Source organism: Natronosalvus amylolyticus (assembly GCF_024298845.1).
GTDB lineage: Archaea > Halobacteriota > Halobacteria > Halobacteriales > Natrialbaceae > Natronosalvus > Natronosalvus amylolyticus.
The window spans coordinates 1605685-1624384 of the sequence record NZ_CP101156.1; the positions used below are offsets into that span (position 1 = coordinate 1605685).

Annotated in this window: 19 protein-coding genes; 14 read left to right on the forward strand and 5 right to left on the reverse strand. The window is 60.7% G+C overall.

The features are described 5' to 3' along the window. Positions 1-37 precede the first annotated feature (37 nt). From NLK60_RS07620 to NLK60_RS07630, 3 genes are all read left to right on the forward strand, one after another. Complete coding sequence (locus NLK60_RS07620) at positions 38-514, forward strand: DUF8009 family protein (protein WP_254810284.1); 477 nt, start codon at positions 38-40, stop codon at positions 512-514. Positions 515-578: 64 nt separating this feature from the next. Continuing rightward, entirely contained in the window at positions 579-1169 is a 591-nt protein-coding gene (locus NLK60_RS07625) for a YkgJ family cysteine cluster protein (RefSeq protein ID WP_254810285.1), read from the forward strand. A gap of 102 nt (positions 1170-1271) precedes the next feature. Beyond that, complete coding sequence (locus NLK60_RS07630) at positions 1272-1442, forward strand: hypothetical protein (RefSeq protein WP_254810286.1); 171 nt, start codon at positions 1272-1274, stop codon at positions 1440-1442. Between the two features lie 137 nt (positions 1443-1579). On the opposite strand, the gene NLK60_RS07635 is transcribed toward NLK60_RS07630, so the two are convergent. Continuing rightward, positions 1580-2284, reverse strand: a complete 705-nt coding sequence (locus tag NLK60_RS07635) for an SDR family NAD(P)-dependent oxidoreductase (RefSeq protein ID WP_254810287.1) — start codon at positions 2282-2284, stop codon at positions 1580-1582. A 132-nt stretch (positions 2285-2416) separates the two neighbouring features. On the opposite strand from NLK60_RS07635, the gene NLK60_RS07640 reads away from it, so the two are divergent. The 3 genes from NLK60_RS07640 (at position 2417) to cruF (ending at position 5867) form a co-directional block, all read left to right on the forward strand. Beyond that, entirely contained in the window at positions 2417-3898 is a 1482-nt protein-coding gene (locus NLK60_RS07640) for a phytoene desaturase family protein (protein WP_254810288.1), read from the forward strand. Positions 3899-4027: 129 nt separating this feature from the next. Then, a complete protein-coding gene (locus NLK60_RS07645; protein ID WP_254810289.1) occupies positions 4028-4900 on the forward strand; it encodes a prenyltransferase in 873 nt (290 codons plus the stop codon). 85 nt (positions 4901-4985) lie between these two features. After that, a complete protein-coding gene (gene cruF / locus NLK60_RS07650) occupies positions 4986-5867 on the forward strand; it encodes a bisanhydrobacterioruberin hydratase (protein WP_254810290.1) in 882 nt (293 codons plus the stop codon). 147 nt (positions 5868-6014) lie between these two features. On the opposite strand, the gene NLK60_RS07655 is transcribed toward cruF, so the two are convergent. Next, positions 6015-6965, reverse strand: coding sequence for a phytoene/squalene synthase family protein (locus NLK60_RS07655; protein WP_254810291.1), 951 nt, complete (start codon positions 6963-6965; stop codon positions 6015-6017). Between the two features lie 306 nt (positions 6966-7271). Between NLK60_RS07655 and NLK60_RS07660 the strand changes: the two genes are divergently transcribed. Then, positions 7272-8201, forward strand: a complete 930-nt coding sequence (locus NLK60_RS07660; RefSeq protein WP_254810292.1) for a hypothetical protein — start codon at positions 7272-7274, stop codon at positions 8199-8201. A gap of 97 nt (positions 8202-8298) precedes the next feature. Further along, complete coding sequence (locus NLK60_RS07665; RefSeq protein ID WP_254810293.1) at positions 8299-9327, forward strand: hypothetical protein; 1029 nt, start codon at positions 8299-8301, stop codon at positions 9325-9327. A 282-nt stretch (positions 9328-9609) separates the two neighbouring features. Here the strand turns inward: NLK60_RS07665 and NLK60_RS07670 are convergent, their stop codons facing one another. Continuing rightward, the gene (locus tag NLK60_RS07670; protein WP_254810294.1) at positions 9610-10839 is read right to left on the reverse strand and encodes an ornithine cyclodeaminase, nickel-pincer nucleotide-dependent; all 1230 of its coding nucleotides are present in this window, start codon (positions 10837-10839) and stop codon (positions 9610-9612) included. A 182-nt stretch (positions 10840-11021) separates the two neighbouring features. Between NLK60_RS07670 and NLK60_RS07675 the strand changes: the two genes are divergently transcribed. From NLK60_RS07675 to msrB, 3 genes are all read left to right on the forward strand, one after another. Then, complete coding sequence (locus NLK60_RS07675; protein ID WP_254810295.1) at positions 11022-12380, forward strand: cobyrinic acid a,c-diamide synthase; 1359 nt, start codon at positions 11022-11024, stop codon at positions 12378-12380. A 122-nt stretch (positions 12381-12502) separates the two neighbouring features. Beyond that, positions 12503-12664 carry a hypothetical protein gene (locus NLK60_RS07680; RefSeq protein WP_254810296.1) on the forward strand — a complete coding sequence of 54 codons (162 nt, stop codon included), beginning with the start codon at positions 12503-12505 and terminating at the stop codon, positions 12662-12664. Between the two features lie 135 nt (positions 12665-12799). Next, on the forward strand, positions 12800-13198 hold the full coding sequence (gene msrB, locus NLK60_RS07685; RefSeq protein WP_254810297.1) for a peptide-methionine (R)-S-oxide reductase MsrB: 399 nt from the start codon (positions 12800-12802) through the stop codon (positions 13196-13198). A 46-nt stretch (positions 13199-13244) separates the two neighbouring features. Here msrB and NLK60_RS07690 read toward each other — a convergent pair whose 3' ends face one another. Next, positions 13245-14249: a glutathione S-transferase family protein gene (locus NLK60_RS07690; protein WP_254810298.1), complete on the reverse strand. Its 1005-nt coding sequence runs from the start codon at positions 14247-14249 to the stop codon at positions 13245-13247. A 125-nt stretch (positions 14250-14374) separates the two neighbouring features. Here NLK60_RS07690 and NLK60_RS07695 point away from each other — a divergent pair, with 125 nt between their 5' ends. Then, the gene (locus NLK60_RS07695) at positions 14375-15496 is read left to right on the forward strand and encodes a site-specific DNA-methyltransferase (protein ID WP_254810299.1); all 1122 of its coding nucleotides are present in this window, start codon (positions 14375-14377) and stop codon (positions 15494-15496) included. Positions 15497-15764: 268 nt separating this feature from the next. Here NLK60_RS07695 and NLK60_RS07700 read toward each other — a convergent pair whose 3' ends face one another. After that, on the reverse strand, positions 15765-16415 hold the full coding sequence (locus NLK60_RS07700; protein ID WP_254810300.1) for a potassium channel family protein: 651 nt from the start codon (positions 16413-16415) through the stop codon (positions 15765-15767). Between the two features lie 219 nt (positions 16416-16634). On the opposite strand from NLK60_RS07700, the gene NLK60_RS07705 reads away from it, so the two are divergent. Both NLK60_RS07705 and NLK60_RS07710 read left to right on the forward strand, forming a co-directional pair. Continuing rightward, entirely contained in the window at positions 16635-18119 is a 1485-nt protein-coding gene (locus tag NLK60_RS07705; RefSeq protein WP_254810301.1) for an NCS2 family permease, read from the forward strand. 253 nt (positions 18120-18372) lie between these two features. Then, positions 18373-18627, forward strand: a complete 255-nt coding sequence (locus NLK60_RS07710) for a glutaredoxin family protein (protein WP_254810302.1) — start codon at positions 18373-18375, stop codon at positions 18625-18627. Positions 18628-18700 lie beyond the last annotated feature (73 nt).

Genomic DNA, 18700 nt, shown 5'->3' on the forward strand with positions numbered 1-18700 from the left:
CCCACAGTATAACTCCGTCCGCTCCCAAACACCCCCAATGAGCGACGAGGCGAACGACCCGCTCGTCATCCGTTCGATCGCCGTCACCGCCGACGACGTGCTCGACGCGTTCGTCTACACGCGCGAAAACCCGGCCACGGCGGTTTTGCGCGTGACCCCGCCGTTTCACGGACGAATGCGGGCCCGAATCCACGTCTTTCAACACGACGACTCGAGTGCAACCGGCGCACTCCACCTCGAGCCAGCCCGATTGCTCGAAGACGAGGTGGTCGGCGCGTATCCGACGCTCGAGCCAGGTGGGGAACCGGCCGATGAAAGCGAGAGCATGGACGATGACACCCCCGACCTCGAGCACCACGGCGACGCCGTCAACGACTGGCGAACGCGTGCTCGCCGCGCTATCGTCGACTCGGTTTCGCTCGTCGACTCGAGCGCGTTCCAGGAGGATACAGACAACCATCGAGTGTCGGTTTCCGTGCTTGGTGGCCCCGAGAACGGGCAAACAAGCCACTAACCGTTTCGCCAGCGCGCCCCCTCGTGACGAAGACGCTTTCCGTCCGCGTCCACTCGAGTCGTGTGTGAACGGGCCAGCAGACGAACCGAACTTCGAAGAGAGGGCGACCGACCACACCGAGGCGGTCGACCACACCGAGGCGACAGGAACCACGAAATCGCCTCGAGTCGAAGTCTACCCCGGTCGCGAGGTAGTTGTCGAGTTCGATCCCGACCTCACCTTCGAGTGCGTCGAAGACTGCACCTGGTGTTGTCATCACGGCGTCTTGCTCTACGACCGGGACCTCCTCGAGTTGGCCCAGCGAGCGAACCTCGCCGACACCACGACCCAGTTTCGCGGCGAACCGTTCGTCACCCGCGAGGAGAAACCCCGAGAGGAACACGTCGGGCCTGACGGCCAGGCATGTGCCTTTTTGCGCGAGGACGGACTGTGTTCGCTCCATCTCGAGGAAGACTGGAAACCGACCCGCTGTTCGGTGTTCCCCCTGGGCGTCTGGCTCGAAGACGACGGCCTTCACGTCGACATTCGGGAGTCCGCACACGAACACTGCGAGGGACTGAACGTGAGCGAACGACGCGTGATCGAGAACCTCGAGGCGTTTTTACCCGAGTTGTTGTGGGACCTCGAGAACCCCGATAGCGATCGGGTCCTGTGATCCGGCTCAAGAATGGGCAAGGTGCCGTTCGATTCGTTGCAGATACTGTTCGGCTCTATCATTGATGGGCAAATTTATCACTGCGTGGAAACATTTCGAGTCGTGAGTACACCTACTGATAGACGACTCCTGGCGTTGTGTGGCATCTCTGCCTTCGTCGGCGTTCCCACAGGAATCTGGATATTTCCCAACCGCGGGATCATGATACTTGTCGTTCCGATCATCGTCCTGTCGGTACTGATGTTCGTCGACGGATTTCTGACTTCAGCTTGAGTTTACGGTACTATCCTCGGGGTGAAACTACGACTGCTACTCACAGCCGATATGCAAAACGGACACGTCGCTCATCGTCGACTGATAGAAGTTGTTGTCGTCTCTTTCCGTTTGGGTTCGTTACCGATTACTGATCACTACCGCGTCGCCTGCTTCCACTCCCGTAATCCAACGATCTCACCGTCGAGCGCATCATCATCACACTCGGTCGCCGCCCAGACGAACATCCCGGCGACAGATTCGGGGTCACGACCCTTCCCACCCGTGAGTTCCGTCGCGAGTTGGCCCGGCTCGAGACAGCCCACTACGTACTCCGTGTCGGCGGCGAATCCGCGAACCACGGCCTCGGCCCCCGCTTTCGAAATCGCGTACGAGCCGTAGCCCGGTTTGGCCTCGCGAGCGATTTGCCCGGTTGGAACCAGCACGCGAGCCCCGTCGTTCAGGTGGGGGAGCGCTTCGGTGATCGTCGCGAAGACGCCTCGAGCGTTCGTTCCCAGGTGGTCGTCGAACCGGCTGTAGGGTTCTCCGTCGGTCGGCGTGTGTCCCGCGTCGCCGTGGTAGACACCCGCACAGGCGACGACCACGTCGATACCGCCAGTCGGACCGGCTCTCGATGCCGTCTCCATCAGACGTTCGCAGTCGTACTCGTCCCTGACGTCGGTTCGGACCCCGTCGACGGTTGCGTCCTCGTGTGTAGACTCGAGGGTGGAAACCGTCTCGTCGATTCGTGCCGCGTCTCGAGCGCCGATGACGACCGTTGCGCCCGTCGCACAGAACGCCGCGGCGACGGCACTCCCGATACCGCCCGTACCGCCGGTAATGACGACCGTTGACTCGTTCATGTGGGTGTCTACGAACGGGACGGATACCAACCCACCGGAACCGGTTGTTGGCTACCGGTTTCGCGCCGAACACCACGAAACCCTACCAGTGTATGACACACGTTTATCACCCAGCCGATACCACATTCTACCATGCAATCGCTGGAAGGAGAGTCGGTCGTCGTGATCGGTGCCGGAGTTGGCGGATTGTCGACGGCGTGTTATCTCGCTGACGCGGGTGCGGACGTTCACGTCATCGAGAAAAACGAACAGCTCGGCGGCCGGGCAAGTCGTCTCGAGGCCGAGGGCTTTCGCTTCGATATGGGTCCATCGTGGTATCTCATGCCCGATGTCTTCGAGCGGTTTTTCGGCCACTTCGACCGAACGCCGACCGACTACTACGACCTGACGCATCTGGACCCCCACTACCGAATCTTCTTCAAAGACGGTGACGAGGTCGATATCACGCCCGACCTCGAGCGAACCAAGGACATCTTCGAGACCTACGAAGCGGGTGCCGGGGAAGCGCTGGAGCGCTACCTCGAGAAATCGAAGGAGAACTACGAGGTCGGGATGGAACACTTCGTCTACGAGGATCGGGAGCGGCTGCGCGATTACCTCGATCTGGACATCGCCCGTCAGGCCCGCGGCCTCTCGCTTTTGGGGTCGATGCAGGGTCACGTCGAGAAGTACTTCGATCACCCGAAACTCCAGCAGATCATGCAGTACACGCTGGTGTTTCTGGGCGGCTCGCCTCGAAACACGCCGGCGCTGTACAACCTGATGAGTCACGTCGATTTCAACCTCGGCGTCTGGTATCCGGAAAACGGACTGGGCGGCGTCATCGACGGCATCGTCGAGGTCGGGAGCGAACTCGGCGTCACCTACGATACCGACCGGCCTGCCACGGCGATCAAGGGACGAGAGGGGGCGTTCCTCGTCGAAACGCCCGACGGGCCGCTCCGCGCAGACCTCGTCGTGAGTAACGCTGATTACGCTCACACCGAACAGGAACTGCTGACGCCCGAACAGCGGGGCTACGACGCCGACTATTGGGACTCACGAACCTACGCACCCTCCGCGTTTTTGCTCTACATGGGTGTCGAGGGCGACGTTCCCGAACTCGCCCACCACACGCTGGTGCTCCCGACCGACTGGGAGGAACACTTCGAGCAGATTTTCGACGACCCCGCCTGGCCCGACGACCCGGCCTACTACCTCTGTGTTCCCTCCAAAACCGACGACACCGTCGCTCCCGAGGGCCACAGTAACCTGTTCGTGCTCGTCCCCATCGCCGCCGGCCTCGAGGATACCCCCGAACTGCGCGAATCCTACCGCGACCTCGTGCTGTCCGATATTGCCGACCACACCGGAACCGACCTCCGCGACCGTATCGTCTACGAGAAATCCTTCTGCGTCGAGGACTTTTCCGACCGCTACAACAGCTACGCTGGCACGGCACTGGGGATGGCTCACACCCTCCGTCAGACGTCCCTGTTCCGCCCGCCACACCGCTCGAAAGCGGTCGACGGACTCTACTTTACCGGCTCGTACACGACCCCCGGCATCGGCGTCCCGATGTGTCTCATCAGCGGCGAACTGACCGCCGAAAAAGTGTTCGAAGATCACGGCTAATTCGAGGATGAACCGAGACTCGCTCGAGACGACGACACGTTCACGCTCGCCCGGGCCAACGGCACCTGTAGACCCGCTCGAGACACCACCGCGTGGACACTCACTGCAAGAAACGGAACCGGTGGCCTGATGACCGCGAACAGCCAGACGAGTCACGACGGGAGCGCCCTCGAGCACCTGTCGTATCTGCTCACGCTCTCGAGGCCGCGCTTTTGGCTGTATCTCGCCGGCCCCGTGCTGGTCGGCGTCGCGTACGCGGCCGAGACGACAGCCGAGTTGTTTGCCCCGGCAGCCGTCGCGCTGTTTGCGTACTTCCTCCTCCCGGCGAACGTGTTTCTGTACGGTATCAACGACATCTACGACCGGGAGATCGACACCGAGAATCCGAAAAAAGACGACCGTGAGGCCCGCTACGAGGGACAGCGGTTCGTGCCCGCAGTCGTCGCCTCCTGTGCGGTGGCCCCGCTGGCGCTGCTCCCGTGGTTGCCGTCGGTCACCTGGCCCTGGCTCGCACTCTTCCTCGTGCTGGGAGCGGGCTACAGCGCCCCACCGCTTCGGTTCAAGACAACACCAGTACTCGATTCAGTCTCGAACGGGCTGTACGTCACGCCAGGTATCGCTGCGTACGCGGCTATTGCGGGGGCGAACCCACCACTCGTCGCCATCGCGGGCGCGTGGCTGTGGGCGATGGGGATGCACACGTTCTCCGCGATACCCGACATCGATCCCGACCGCCGCGCAGGTATCCGGACGACAGCCACCGTCCTCGGTGAAAGGCGAACCTACGCTTACTGCGGCGTGGTGTGGCTCGCCGCCGCCGTCGCCTTTGGCACACTCGAGTATCGACTCGGGCTCGTGATGGCCGTCTATCCGCTGCTCATCGTCGCCCTCGCGACCTCGAGCGTTGGTGTCGCTCGAGCCTACTGGTGGTTCCCCGCGATCAACACCGCCGTCGGCGCGACGCTGACGATGGGTGGCCTCTGGATGGTGGTTCACGGATGAGGCCGACGACCGGACAACCCACACCGATTCGAACAGCGCACACGGACCGAAACACGGGTAACCGTTCAGGCGAACCTGACAATCAATGACAGCGACGAGCGGGCAAACCGGGCGAATCGATAGAGCGACCGTCCAGACCCGTCTCGAGACCCTCATCAGCGAGAATCGCTTCACCATCGCCGTCGTCTTTCCGGTCGTCGGCGCGCTCACGCTCGTCGGCAGTGCCGAAGGCCTGCTTCCGGCACCGCTCGAGTACAATCCGCTCTTGATCCTCTTTGGGACGCTCGTCATGCGCTCCCCACTGGTCGTCGGATTGCTCCCGAAGATCGGCTGGTGGGCGATCGGCTGTCTCGGGCTCCTGACGGCGTACACCTACGCCATCGAAATCGTCGGCGTCCGGACCGACTGGCCCTACGGTGCCTTCGAGTACACCATCCAACTGGGCCCGATGCTGTTTGGCGAGGTACCGCTGGCACTGCCGCTGTTTTTCATCCCCCTGGTTCTCAACGCCTATCTGCTCACGCTGCTCGTATTGGGCCCGTTGGCAGACAACCCTGTCGTGCGACTCCTCTCGGCTATCGCCGCTGTCGTCGCCATCGACCTCGTGCTCGACCCCGCCGCCGTCGCCGTCGGCTTCTGGGCGTTCGATAGCGGCGTCTACTACGGCGTCCCCGTCTCGAACTACGTCGGCTGGGTCATTTCGGGTACGGTCGCCGTCGTGCTCGTCGACCTGGCGTTCGACCGCGAAGCCCTGCTCGAGCGCGTTCGCGAGTGTACGTTCATCCTCGACGACCTGGTCAGCTTCGTCCTGCTCTGGGGTTCGATCAACCTGCTCTATGGCAACTGGATCGCGGCCGCCGTCGCCGGCGTCTTCTGTCTCGGCCTGTTCAGTACGGACCGCTACGACCTCGAGTTGGTCATCGATGCGATGCCCCAACCGATCCGGACTCGAGTCGGAAACCGATAAGGAGATGCCACCATTCGGTTTGCTATAAATAGCATAGTTACAGACTATAGTATCAGTATTGGTTTAGTTCAGCGTCGATAGGTTTTTAATCCTAAATCAGTAGCTATTCTCGAGAGGCGAATTCGAGCGGGAGCGCCTCGAGAACAGCTATCGCGTCGGTACGCGGTCGCCTGGGCCGGGACCCGCCTGTCGCCGTTCGGCGCTGGGAACCGCAGAAACTCGGCGGAACACAGCCTCAGGGTCGCGGTTCCAGTGCCAGTGCCACCGCGTTTTCGCGACACACCAGAGTTTTCTGGCCGTCGACAACGACGGTTCGTTCGTCAGGACGTCATAGCCGCTGTGGCGGATGAGTGCGTGATGTTCGGCGTACAACACCGATGCCAGCAAGACCGGAAGCTGACAGTCCTCCGGAAGATATCTGATACCGGCAACCCCTTGGCGATACAGCGACTCCGTCCGTGAGAGTTCCTCCGCCATCGCCGTCGCGAACCGCTCGCTCATCTCGAAGTTTCTGACCTGGTCTTCGGTCACGCCGTGATCCTTGAGCGTCTCGAGGGGAAGGTAGATGCGGTCGCGTTCGACGACGTCCTCGCGGACGTCACGCAGGAAGTTCGTCATCTGGAACGCTTCGCCGAGTTTGATGGCGTGGGGGAGCGCAGCGTCGGGGTCGTCGGCCTCCATAATCGCCGTCATCATCACGCCGACGGCCGCCGCAGAGCCGCGCATATACTCCTCGAGGTCGTCGTAGGTTTCGTACCGGTCGGTGTCGATGTCGGTCTTCATCGCGTCGATGAACTCGTTGACCTCGTGATCGGCGATGGCGTATCGTTCCCGAACCGAACAAAACGCCTGTAACACCGGATCGTCGGTCGGTTCGTTACCGAGTGCCTGCTCGCGGAGTGTCTCGAGGCGGTCGGCCTGTTCGTCCGGTGGCGTGTCGCCGGCGTCGTCGACGACTTCGTCGGCAATACGGAAAAAGCCGTACAGCACGTGGGTCGGGTCGCGAACTCGTTTTGGGAGGAAACGGGTTGCGAGATAGAACGTCTTCCCAGTTCGACGCTGAATCTCCTTGCCCGCATGTACGTGTTCTTGTTCCATAATCACCCTCATCGACCGTAGTGGCGGCGACTGAGTGTATTCTCGTACGTCAGATAACTATAAAAAAGACATCCCTCACCAGGCTGGTTTCCGCTTTCGATTCGACGGTCACACACCGTCGTGAGGAGAACACAATTGTATGCATTATATATGACTATCGCGACGATAGTTCATGGCTACGAAGCAGTTTCTGCAACGAACCCCTAACTCGAGTAGCCGTCCCAACTTCCCTCGAGTTCCACCGTCCGAATCCCAGGGAGATAGCACTGAAGAAAGTATTTATCCGAAGACATAAAATACGCGACCGTGACACAACGCGCCCTCCTCGTTGCCCTCCCGGTCGTCCTGTTGGTCACGCTGGCCGGTTGCAGTAGTCTCGCCGCAGATCCCTTCGACACCGACGTCGACCGCGATAGCTACACCGTCGACGCCCCGATCGACCCGGACGAGATAACCGACGAGCGCGAGCCGACCGATACTGACCAGTTGTTGCCCGGCCTGCCGGGCGACGAGACCCACGAAATCGATACGGACAGACTCAGACAGGAACATCAAAATGCGTTAGGCGACCAGTCTCGGACCTACCTGTTCGAGACCGAAACCGTCCTCGAAAACGGAACGCCACTCGCCGACAATACCGCCGAACTTCGGCACGACCCGACGACGAACGCCTATCACTTGACAGAACAGCTCAACGGGAGTGAACCGACCTGGCGCGGATATGGCGACGATTTCGATCCGCCAGTACGGGTCGAGAAATGGGACCCGGGTGATGTTGACTCATTCGGACGTTACGAACACGCAAACGGCTCAGTGCAGTACGAAGCGGACGACAGGGGATTCGTCGGCTACTATTCGCCTGCCGAATCGATTCTCCTTCGGGCTGAATCGTATGATGATGTCGAGGTGTACGATGCCGACCAGCGCTACTACAGACTGCATTCGACGACCCCTCGAGAGCACGACAGTGACACCTTCGTCGAGGATACGTTCGAAGTGGAAGTGATTCTCGACGAAGATGGTGTCATCGTCTATGCGAAACTCGAGGGCGAACTCGATATGGCGGCGATTTCGACCGATTTCGATGCGGAAAATATGACGGCAACCCACACCGAGTTAGCGGCCGTGACCGGAATCGACGAGACGACCCTCGAGGAGCCTGCGTGGCTCGAGGAGGCCCGTGAAGAGACCGAAACGGACACCGAGGCCGACGATTCCGAACCCGAGTCGGAATAAGCGAAAACTGAAAGCAGATCAGAGAAAGCAACGGCGGTCAAAACAGAACGTGGAATGGTTTAATAAACTATATTTTATGCGGGGATGAAAGCCCAACGTGGACAAACGCGTCAGTCTCGTTCTGGCTGTGGTCAGCCTGACGCTGTTAGCAGGCTGTAGTGGGTTCACTACTGTGGGGTTCGAGAGTGAGAGCGACCGCACACCCTACGGGGTTGAACAACCGTTAGACCCCGAAACGATCGAAACAGAGACCGGTGGGTCCAGCCAGAACCTATTGCCCGGACTCTCGACGGAGCCCACTGAAATCGCTACAGGAACCCTCAGACGCATGCATGTCGACGCGTTCGATGACAGCACGTTTACTATGGAGTATCGATCGACAATCGTCCTGGACAACGGGACAGTTGCGATTGACAACACCGCACACGGCCAGTGGGATAATCGAAACGGTACAGGACTAATACGTGAATCGTTCGACGGAACGCTAGTGCATCCCGATGGGGTACATCCGGAGTTGCGTGACCGCTCGACGATCGAAACGTTCTACAATAATACGGAAGCGTACAGTCGGCACACACTCGAGAATGGAACCGTCAGTTACAGCCAGGAGGCGTACTATTTCGCTGGTGGTCGTACGACGGCTGGAGAAATCCTTACCGAAGCCCACGAGTACGAACTAACGGTGTACGAGGAAGACGGCGACAGATATTATCACCTCCACTCGAGTACACCGGTCAACTACAGTGCCTTCGACGACGACGGCTTCACGGTCGACCTCTATCTTACCGACGACGGACGAATCGCGTACGCCTCGCTCGAAGGCGAGATCGCGGTCGATAGAACCCGGATGCCACACGATGGGGAAACGGCAACTGTTCGAGAGACCCTTTGGTACAGCCCCCAAAACGAGACGGCAGTCGATGAACCGGCCTGGCTGGAGAACGCACGAGAAGAAACCAACTCGACTGACAAAGACCAGGGACAGGAGCCGGTGACAGACCGAGAAGAGAACGGGGACGACGGTAACGCTACTGGTGACCGAACCGATCCGTACGAGGACGGCCCGGATGCGGCTGACCAGAGCGAGCGTGACCGGATAGAGGCGGCGCCGGCAGGCGATGGCTGAATCGAGTACATGAAGGAAGTGAGGGCAACTCAACAGGAGACGGCTCGCTCGAGTATCGACATGTAGCACCAGGTTGCGTATCGACACTGTAGCAGCCAGGTCGCGTATGAATACTGTATCGTCGACTACTGAGACGGGAGGAGGTTGTGACACTCGGTTACCATCTCTCTGACACTCGACGTTACCCATACAAACCGGTGGCTGCTACGGTTTACCGTCGTCTCTTACTGGTTCTCCCGGCGTCGGCAATCACTGGTAGAGGGTTACAACAGACCGTATGACTCACTCGAGCAACTCGTCGGCGAGCATCGGCAGAAACGTCCCGATGTCGGTGACCATCCCGATGGCCTGTGCGCTGCCGCGGTCGAGCAGTTGCGTGACCGTTGCCGGGTTGATGTCGACGCAGACGGTTTTCGTCGTCGATGGAAGACAGTTACCGACCGCGACCGAGTGCAACAGCGTCGAGAGCATCAACACCAGGTCGGCCTCGTGGGCCTGCTCGCGGATGGCGTCCTGGGCTTCGATGGCGTCCGTGATGGTGTCGGGAAGGGGCCCGTCGTCTCGAATCGATCCGGCCAGTACGTAGGGCACGTCGTTTTCCACACACTCGTACATCACGCCGCTGTCCACCAATCCCTCGGCAACCGCGGCCTCGATACCGCCCGCCCGGCCGATTTCGCTGATCGTGTAGATGTGGTGTTTGTGCCCTTTCCGTGGGTGCTCGAGCGTCTCGGTATCGACCCCGAGTGAGGTCCCATACAGGTCCCGCTCGAGGTCGTGTACCGCGAAGCCGTTCCCCGCGCTGAGGGCGTCTATGTAGCCGTTCCGGACGAGTGCGGCGAGCGCTTCGCGCCCGCCGGCGTGAACGATAGCGGGCCCGCAGACGACCAGGACGGTGCCGTCGGCCTCGCGAACTTCGCGCATCTCCTGGGCGATCTCTTCGATCAGGGACTTCGAGGGGCGCTCGCTCGAGACCCCACCTTGCATAAAGCCGAAGGCGCTCCCTTTCCCGCGGGGACGTTCCGGGGGTTCGACACGGATTCCCGTCTCGCCCGTGACCACGAGATCGCCTTCCTCGACGGCGTTCAGTACCCGCGTTTTGACGCGCGGTTCGCCGTTGTCACGGTTTTCGACTACGAGCGCACAGTCCATCTCCGCCTCCTCGACCGGCACCCAATCGCCGTCGATACGGACCGACGTCGGATGGTTCGTCGTCGAATAGAAATCGACCGGCACGACCTGGTCGGCCGGCGCTGCCTCGAGCGTCGCATCCCGCGGGTCGGCAATGGTCGCCCCGTTCTGGTTCAGTTCGTGAAGAATAGCCCGTAGATCGGCTTCAGTCTCGGCACTGACCTCCATCCGACAGTACGTTTCCTCGTGTTTGTGTCGCCCAACTTCGAACGCCTCGACGTCGAACTCGCCACCGAGATCCATCACGGCACCGAAACACCGGGCCATCGTCCCGGAGTCGATGATGTGTCCCTCGAGTTCGACCGTACGACTGACAGTCATCACTCGTGGTTGGACCTCGAAGACCGTGAGTCTGTGTGTCGATGCAGTCTTCGCCGGACAGAGAGCCTGCGTTCCCCGTCGTCCGAACGAGGGCGAACCACACAGACTCATGTGCGGCCCGATCATTGCCTCGAGACGAGAAAAGCCGTGTTTCCACTCCATCCAGCTCCGGCGTGGTATCGATGAGCGACCCGATACCCAACGAGAGCGCAGGTCCCCCGGGTTTCGTCGTCGGGGGCGTCAGCTCCGACGCTGGCAAAACCGTCGCCACGTTGGCGATCGCCCGTGGCCTCGAGGCCGCCGGCTACACCGTCCAGCCGGCCAAAGCCGGACCGGACTTCATCGATCCGAGCCATCACGAAGCACTGCTCGGCCGACCGTCCAGAACGCTCGACCGCTGGCTCTGTGGTGACGACGGCCTCAGGCGGAATTACGCCCACGGCGAGGGAGACCTCTGCGTCGTCGAGGGCGTGATGGGGCTGTACGACGGTGACGGTTCGAGCACCGCGAAGGTCGCCGAAACCCTCGGATTGCCGGTGGTCCTCGTCGTCGATGCCAACGCCGGGATGGAAAGCGTTGGGGCGACAGCGCTGGGATTTCGACGGTACGCCGAGCACATCGACCGTGACATCGAGGTCGCCGGAATCGTCGCCCAGCGCGCCCACGGCGGTGTCCACGAACGCGGAATCAGGGAGGCACTCCCCGAGTCGATGACGTACTTCGGGCGCATTCCGCCGATGGACGACCTCGAGATTCCCGACCGACACCTCGGCCTCGAGATGGGGACAGAAACGTCACTCGACAGTGATGCGCTCGAGGAAGCCGCGGAGACGCTCGACATCGAGGGTCTCGCAGCCCTCGCCCGGGTGCCGGATCCACCATCGAGCGTCGAACGGGAGTCCACAGACCGAAGCGGCCGGCACGAGGTCACCGTCGCGGTCGCCGACGACGACGCCTTCTGTTTTCGCTACCCGGCCACACTCGAGCGATTTCGCACACTCGGCGACCTGGTTTCGTTCTCACCTGTTGCCGGTGACCCGGTTCCAGCGTGTGACGCCGTCTACCTCCCCGGTGGCTATCCCGAACTCCACGCGTCCCAACTCGCGGCCGGCGGCACGCTCGAGGAACTGGGCGAACTGGCCACCGATGGCCTACCCGTCCTCGGGGAGTGTGGCGGGTTGATGGCGATGAGCCAGTCGCTGACGACAGTCGACGGCGACCGATACGAGATGGCAGGTATCCTCCCTGCAGACGTCCAGATGCACGAACGGTTCCAGGCACTCGACCACGTCGAACTCGTCGCCCTCGAGGACACGCTCACGGCCAGACGTGGAACCACGCTTCGCGGCCACGAGTTTCATTACTCGAGGGCGACCCTGCGAGAAGACGTCGACGCTCGCTTTGCGTTCGAAGTCGAGCGCGGAACCGGAATCACCGACGACCGCGATGGCCTGACCGAGTACCGCTCGCTCGGCACGTACGCCCACGTCCATCCCGAAAGCGGCGCGTTCGACCGGTTTCTGGAGAGACTTGTGGAGTGATACCCGTAGCTCCCCAGACGGTACGGAAAGGCAGAGAGTACGACAATCCAACTCGTGTCAGCTGTTGACTGTCAGCAGAATCGCCAAAAATCCCTATCAACGGCGGCAGCCTATGCAATCGTATGTCACTCGAGGAGCAAACCACGAAGCTCTCGCGCTGTCTGAACTGTGGATTCGAAGCCCCCGGCGGTGACGAGCAATGGGTTCGTCTCGAGGTACCCGGACTCGGCCGAATGACCCAGTGTCCTGACTGTTTGAGTACGAACGTCATCACGGGTCGGTGAGTCGTCGGCCAGAACGCCGCTGGCGATGAGACCCCGAGTAGGTACCAGGGTTCCAGTAGGTTTCGGCACTCGAGTCAATCTGTTACCCGAATCGTGGGAGACACACTCTTTGACGTCGCCCCACTAGAGAGGGACATGAGCCAGGAGTCAGACGAGTTACCAGGCACCGACGAGGAGTGGCGTGAACGACTCACAGACGAGCAGTACCGAATCCTTCGCGAAGCCGGGACCGAGCGGCCGTTTACCGGCGAATACGTCGATCACGAGGAAGACGGCAGTTACTCGTGTGCAGGGTGTGGTGCGACGCTGTTCGATTCGGAGACGAAGTATCACTCCGGGTGTGGCTGGCCAAGTTTTTACGACGCCGACGACGACGTGATCGAGACGCGAGTCGACACCAGCCACGGCATGCGCCGCACCGAAGTCCTGTGTGCGAACTGCGGCGGTCACCTCGGCCACGTGTTCGAGGACGGGCCCGAGCCGACCGGACAGCGCTACTGTATCAATTCGGCAGCCCTCGAGTTCGACGAGTAAGCGAAGGGGGGGCGTGACTGTACGCCTCTCGATAAGCAACAGGCTATCACAGTCCGCTGCTCGAGACCGAGCCAACCGGCGGTTCGCCCGCGAGTTCGTCCCTGGCGTGTTCGGCTTCGAAATCGAGGTCTGGACCTCGAGCGACGATACCGCTCGGCGTCACGTCCGGATGGGTAGTGTAGTAGTGTTCTTTGATGTGGTCCATGTCGACCGTCCGGGCGACGCCGGGCGTCTGGTACAGGTCGCGCAGGTACGGCCACAGGTGCTCGAACTCGCGGATGAACCTGACGTTGCACATAAAGTGGGTGTGATACACCTGATCGAATCGCACGAGCGTCGTAAACAGACAGATATCGGCTTCTGTCAGGCGGTCGCCCGCGAGATAACGCTGGTCTGCGAGCACCGAATCCCAGTGCTCGAGCGCGCCGAAGAGGTCGTCGATAGCTTCGTCGTACGGTTCCTGTTTGGTGGCGAACCCGGCCCGGTAAACGCCGTTGTTGATGGGTTCGTAGATGTCGTCGATGATGCGGTCGACCGTATCGCGGTAGCCGTCCGGGTAGAGATCGATGTCGGTACTCGCCACGTCGTCGAACTCGGTGTCGAGCATCCGGATGATTTCGGCCGACTCGTTGTTGACGATGGTGTTTTCCACTTTGTCCCACAGCACCGGGACAGTGACTCGGCAGGTGACCGTCGGGTCGGCCCGAACGTAGAGTTCGCGCAGGTACTCGGCCCCGTGTAAGTGGTCGACCGTACAGCCGGCTTTCTCGGGCGAAAACTGCCAGCCATCGTCGGCTCGGTACGGGTCGACGACCGAGACGCTGATAGCGTTCTCGAGCCCCTTCAACGACCGAAGGAGCAACGTTCGGTGTGCCCACGGGCAGGCGTACGAAACGTAGAGGTGATACCGGCCGGCTTCGGGTTGAAACCGCGCATCCGAGTCGTCCCGAATCTCGTCACGAAAGGTCGTCGTCTGGCGTTCGAACGAGCCGTCATCGCTGGCGTACTGGCCGACATCGGTGTGCCACTCGCCGTCGACGAGCATGTTCATGCTCCATCGAAAGGCAGCGAGACATATAGCCTCCTGCTAACACAGGTGTTATCGGCGTCCCCAAGAAGAGCGTCCTGTCTCACTCGAGCGAACACGTTTATACACCAGCGCGAACCACTCGAGGTATGGCCGACGACGGGGACGACGGACATCGCCAGAGCCGCCTCGTGACCGACGACGATGGCGCGTTCGACGCCGAGGGAGCCCGCGAGAAATCACTTCCAATCGAAGACGGCGAGGTCGTCGACACGGACGCACTCAGTGATCACCAGACCTACCTCGAGGGACGAGGTATCTACGACGAGCGAAACCGGCTCAACGACCTGACTGGACGGGAGTGGAAGTTCGCAACGAAGTCGGTGATTCCACAGGCCTATCCACCGGACCTCCAGCACGACCTGCGCAGCGAACACGGCGGCCAGAAACCCCCACGGCTGTGTGCAGAGCTGGTCGGTCGATTCAGCAAGGCGGGTGAGACGGTGCTCGACCCGTTCGCCGGCGTTGGCGGCACCTTGCTCGGAGCGAGCCTTTGTGAATACGAGGGAACCGGGCGTCGGGACGCAATCGGCTTCGAACGAACCGCCCGCTGGGTCGACGTCTACGAGACCGTCCTCGAGCGAGAAAACGAACGTCGTCGCGAGGCAGGTGAACCGTCCCTGGCGGCCCAGGAGATGCGACACGGAGACTGTCGGGAGTTGGCCGGGGATCTCGAGACCGACTCGGTCGACTTGCTATTGACCGACGTCCCCTACTGGGACATGGACGAACGCGAGCAAACGCGAAACGAACGGGCGACTCGAGCGAGTAAACTCGGGAATTTCGATGTGAGCGGGGCGGCCGCCGATAGTGCAAACGTCACCGAGAGTGTGGCCACTGGTACTGTAAGCGACGGCGACGGTCCAGCGGCTGGTACTGTAAGCGACGGGGTCGGAACTGGTGCCGAGAGCGCCGGACAGTCGAAAAACGACTGGCTGGCGGAGATGACCGATGCATTCGGCCGGTTTACTCGACCATTGAAATCGGGCCGATACGCCGTTGTTTTCATCGGGGACATGTACCAGAACCAGTCATACGAGTTTCTCTCGGCTGACCTGGCTCGAGCCATCGAAGACGGGACCGCATTCACGCTCGTCGCCAACCTGATCTGGTACGACCCCTCGAAGGATCTGCACGTCTACGGGTATCCGTTCTCGTTCGTCCCCTCGATGGTCCACCAGAACGTGCTGGTGTTCCGCCTCGAGGGGTGAGGCGAATTCGCCGTGAACCTGACCCCTCTGTCTGACTTCCGTCACACGTTCGTCTGACTGATATTTATTGGGGTTGCTGTCGATGGTCTACTCGAGGCACGCACCAGATCTGACACTGTCAGTTCCCATCCTTCCCCGTGCGTGCCCACCCCTTCTCGGAACGGGATCGTCGACGGGTACATCCGTTTCTCATCCGGTCGGTCGTGACTATGTCCCGGTGATCGGTATCCGAGTCGACATCACTGATAAAAAGTTACAGCAGATCGTATCAGAGCAACGCTGCCCGCACCGCATCGATCGTACTCGCCTCGGTGATAACGGCCACTTCGTCCCCGCCCTCGAGCGTCGTCCCCGGAAGCGGAATCGTCAACGGCTCCGTTTCACGGCCGTGGGCGTAGATTCGAGCCGTCGCTGGCAACTCGAGTTCACTCATCCGTTTTCCGACCGCACTCGAGTCGGAAGGAATCTCGAGCACTGTCAGTTGCAGGTCCTGGGCGATATCCGCGACCACGTTGAAATCCCCGCCGAGCAGTGCTGTCTTCGCCCCGGCCGCCCCGAGCCGTTCCGGATAGACGATTTCGTCGACGTCTTCGGCGTACTTCTCGTAGATATCTTCGCGATAATCCTCGTCGATACGCAACACCGTCCGACAGCCGTGGTGAGCACCGATCAGGCAGGCGCTGAAGTTCACGTTTAAGTCTGGCGTCATCGCCCCAATCGCATCCGCATCCTCGATACCGGCCTCGAGCAGTGCCTCCTCGTCTGCCCCGTCGCCGCGAACGCCCTCGAGACCCTCGCCGGCGGCCCGCTCGAGTCGGTCTTCGTCACGGTCGACGATCACGACGTCGTGGCCTTCAGTCGATAACAGACGGGCAGTTCGCGACCCAACGCGGCCGTATCCAACGATGATGAACCTCATGTGTCCATAGTATGCCGGGAGCCATGATATATGTTAGTCTCCGTCATGGCCCGGGTGGAATTGGGGTGTCATCGAGATGTTACGCTCGAGCGTAACGATTCAATCGGCTCACACGAAACTCACGAATTTTCCTCGAGTATGCACCAATATGTAGATATAGCGCCCATCGAATACAAGAAGGTTTAAGCGGCGACTGTCACCTATGCTTGAATATCCAACATGGGGACAAAGGAAACGATCGCGGATTACTTCGATTTCGACGGTAACGACACCGCCCTTCGAACCGAGGTGCTCGCAGGGGCGACGACCTTCCTCGCGATGGCATACATCATCGTGGTGAACCCGGCGATTCTCGTTCCGGCCATATTCGAACTCCCACCGGGTGAAATCGGTCCAGGGTCGGAAACCGAGATTGCCGGCAGCATGTACACCTACACCGAGGTGTTCCAGATGCTGGCCGTCGTGACGATACTGGCATCGATACTCGCCATCTCGGTCATGGCCTTCTATGCCAACCGACCGTTCGGGCTGGCTCCCGGAATGGGACTCAACGCGTTTTTCACCTTCACCGTGGTTTTGACCCTCGGCGTCCCGTGGCAAGTCGCTCTCGCTGCGGTGTTCGTCGAAGGCATCATCTTCATCGCGCTGACGGCCGTCGGCGCACGAAAGTACATCATCGAACTGTTTCCCGAACCCGTCAAGTTCGCCGTCGGAGCCGGTATCGGTGTGTTCTTGCTCTTTTTGGGGCTTCAGGAAATGGAAGTGGTGGTCGCCTACGACGCGACACTCATCACGCTCGGGAACGTCCTCGAGAGTCCGGTCGCCGCGTTCTCACTTGCTGGACTCGTCCTGACGCTGTTGCTCTACGCCCGTGGGGTCCGAGGCTCCATCATCATCGGGATTTTGACCACGGCGATTGCCGCGTGGGTCGTCACGCTTGCAGGGCTGGTTCGTCCGGGTACACTCGCTCCCGAACAACCCTACGAACAGGTTTCGAACGAGGGGCTGGTTACCGTACTGACGTCCGTCCAGTACGATTTCACGCCGCTGTTTTTCGGCTTCATCGAGGGCCTCGGTATGATCACCGAGGATCCACTCGTGTTCTTGCTGGTCGTGTTCACGTTCTTCTTCGTGGACTTCTTCGACACCGCCGGGACGCTCATCGGCGTCTCACAGGTTGGCGGATTCCTCGATGACGAAGGCGACCTGCCCGAGATCGAAAAGCCGCTTATGGCCGATGCAGTCGGGACCACCGCGGGTGCGATGATCGGCACCTCCACGGTGACGACGTACATCGAATCCTCGACCGGGATCGAAGAGGGCGGAAAAACCGGCTTCACGGCACTCGTGGTCGGTGGCTTCTTCTTGCTCTCGTTGCTTTTCATCCCGCTGATGAGTGCAATTCCACAGTACGCGACCTATCTCGCACTGGTGGTCGTCGGTATCATCATGCTACAGGGCGTTGCCGACATCGACTGGCAAGATCCCGCCTGGGCAATCGCCGGCGGGTTGACGATTACGATCATGCCGCTGACCACGTCGATTGCCAACGGGCTGGCGGCCGGTATCATCAGTTATCCGCTCGTCAAAGCCGCGATGGGGGAAAAACGCGACGTCTCGCTCGGACAGTGGGTGCTCGCGATCGCGTTCATCGGCTACTTCGTCATCTACTTCGCCATCGAAGCCGGCCAATTCGGCTTCTAACTAACGTTTCGAATCGCGTTTTCGTTCCGATCGAGTCGTCGATAGCACAGCGTGAGTGCAGCCCTTGAGCACCGCTATCATCGCCCTCCTCAACGGAACGCTCCGACGATCTGCTGTAACTTTTTCTCGGTGGCTGCCGCCCAGGTATGGGCAATCACCGGTAAGTCACTACGGTAAACCGTATCAGGTCACCAATAGCGGCAACTCCCTCGACAATCGGTGGTCTCTTTGGACGTTCATCCCAAGACGGGGTATGACTGACATCACGGTGTACAATCTTCCCAGCTGTCCGTTCTGTATGAAAGTGACTAGTAAACTCGAGGAACTCGGCCTCGAGTACGACCGAATCGACGTCCCCGCTGCACACAGCGAGCGAACCGAGGTCGAAGCCGTTAGCGGTCAGACTGGCGTTCCAGTTCTCACCGACGAGGCCCACGACGTCGAGGGAATGGCCGAGAGCGACGATATCGTCGCCTACCTCGAGGAAACCTACGGAAACGCGGCCTGAGTGAGAGAGCGTCGCCTCCAGACTCACCGATTCCGCGAGAGCATTCGACGCACAGTATCAATTGGGGAGACAG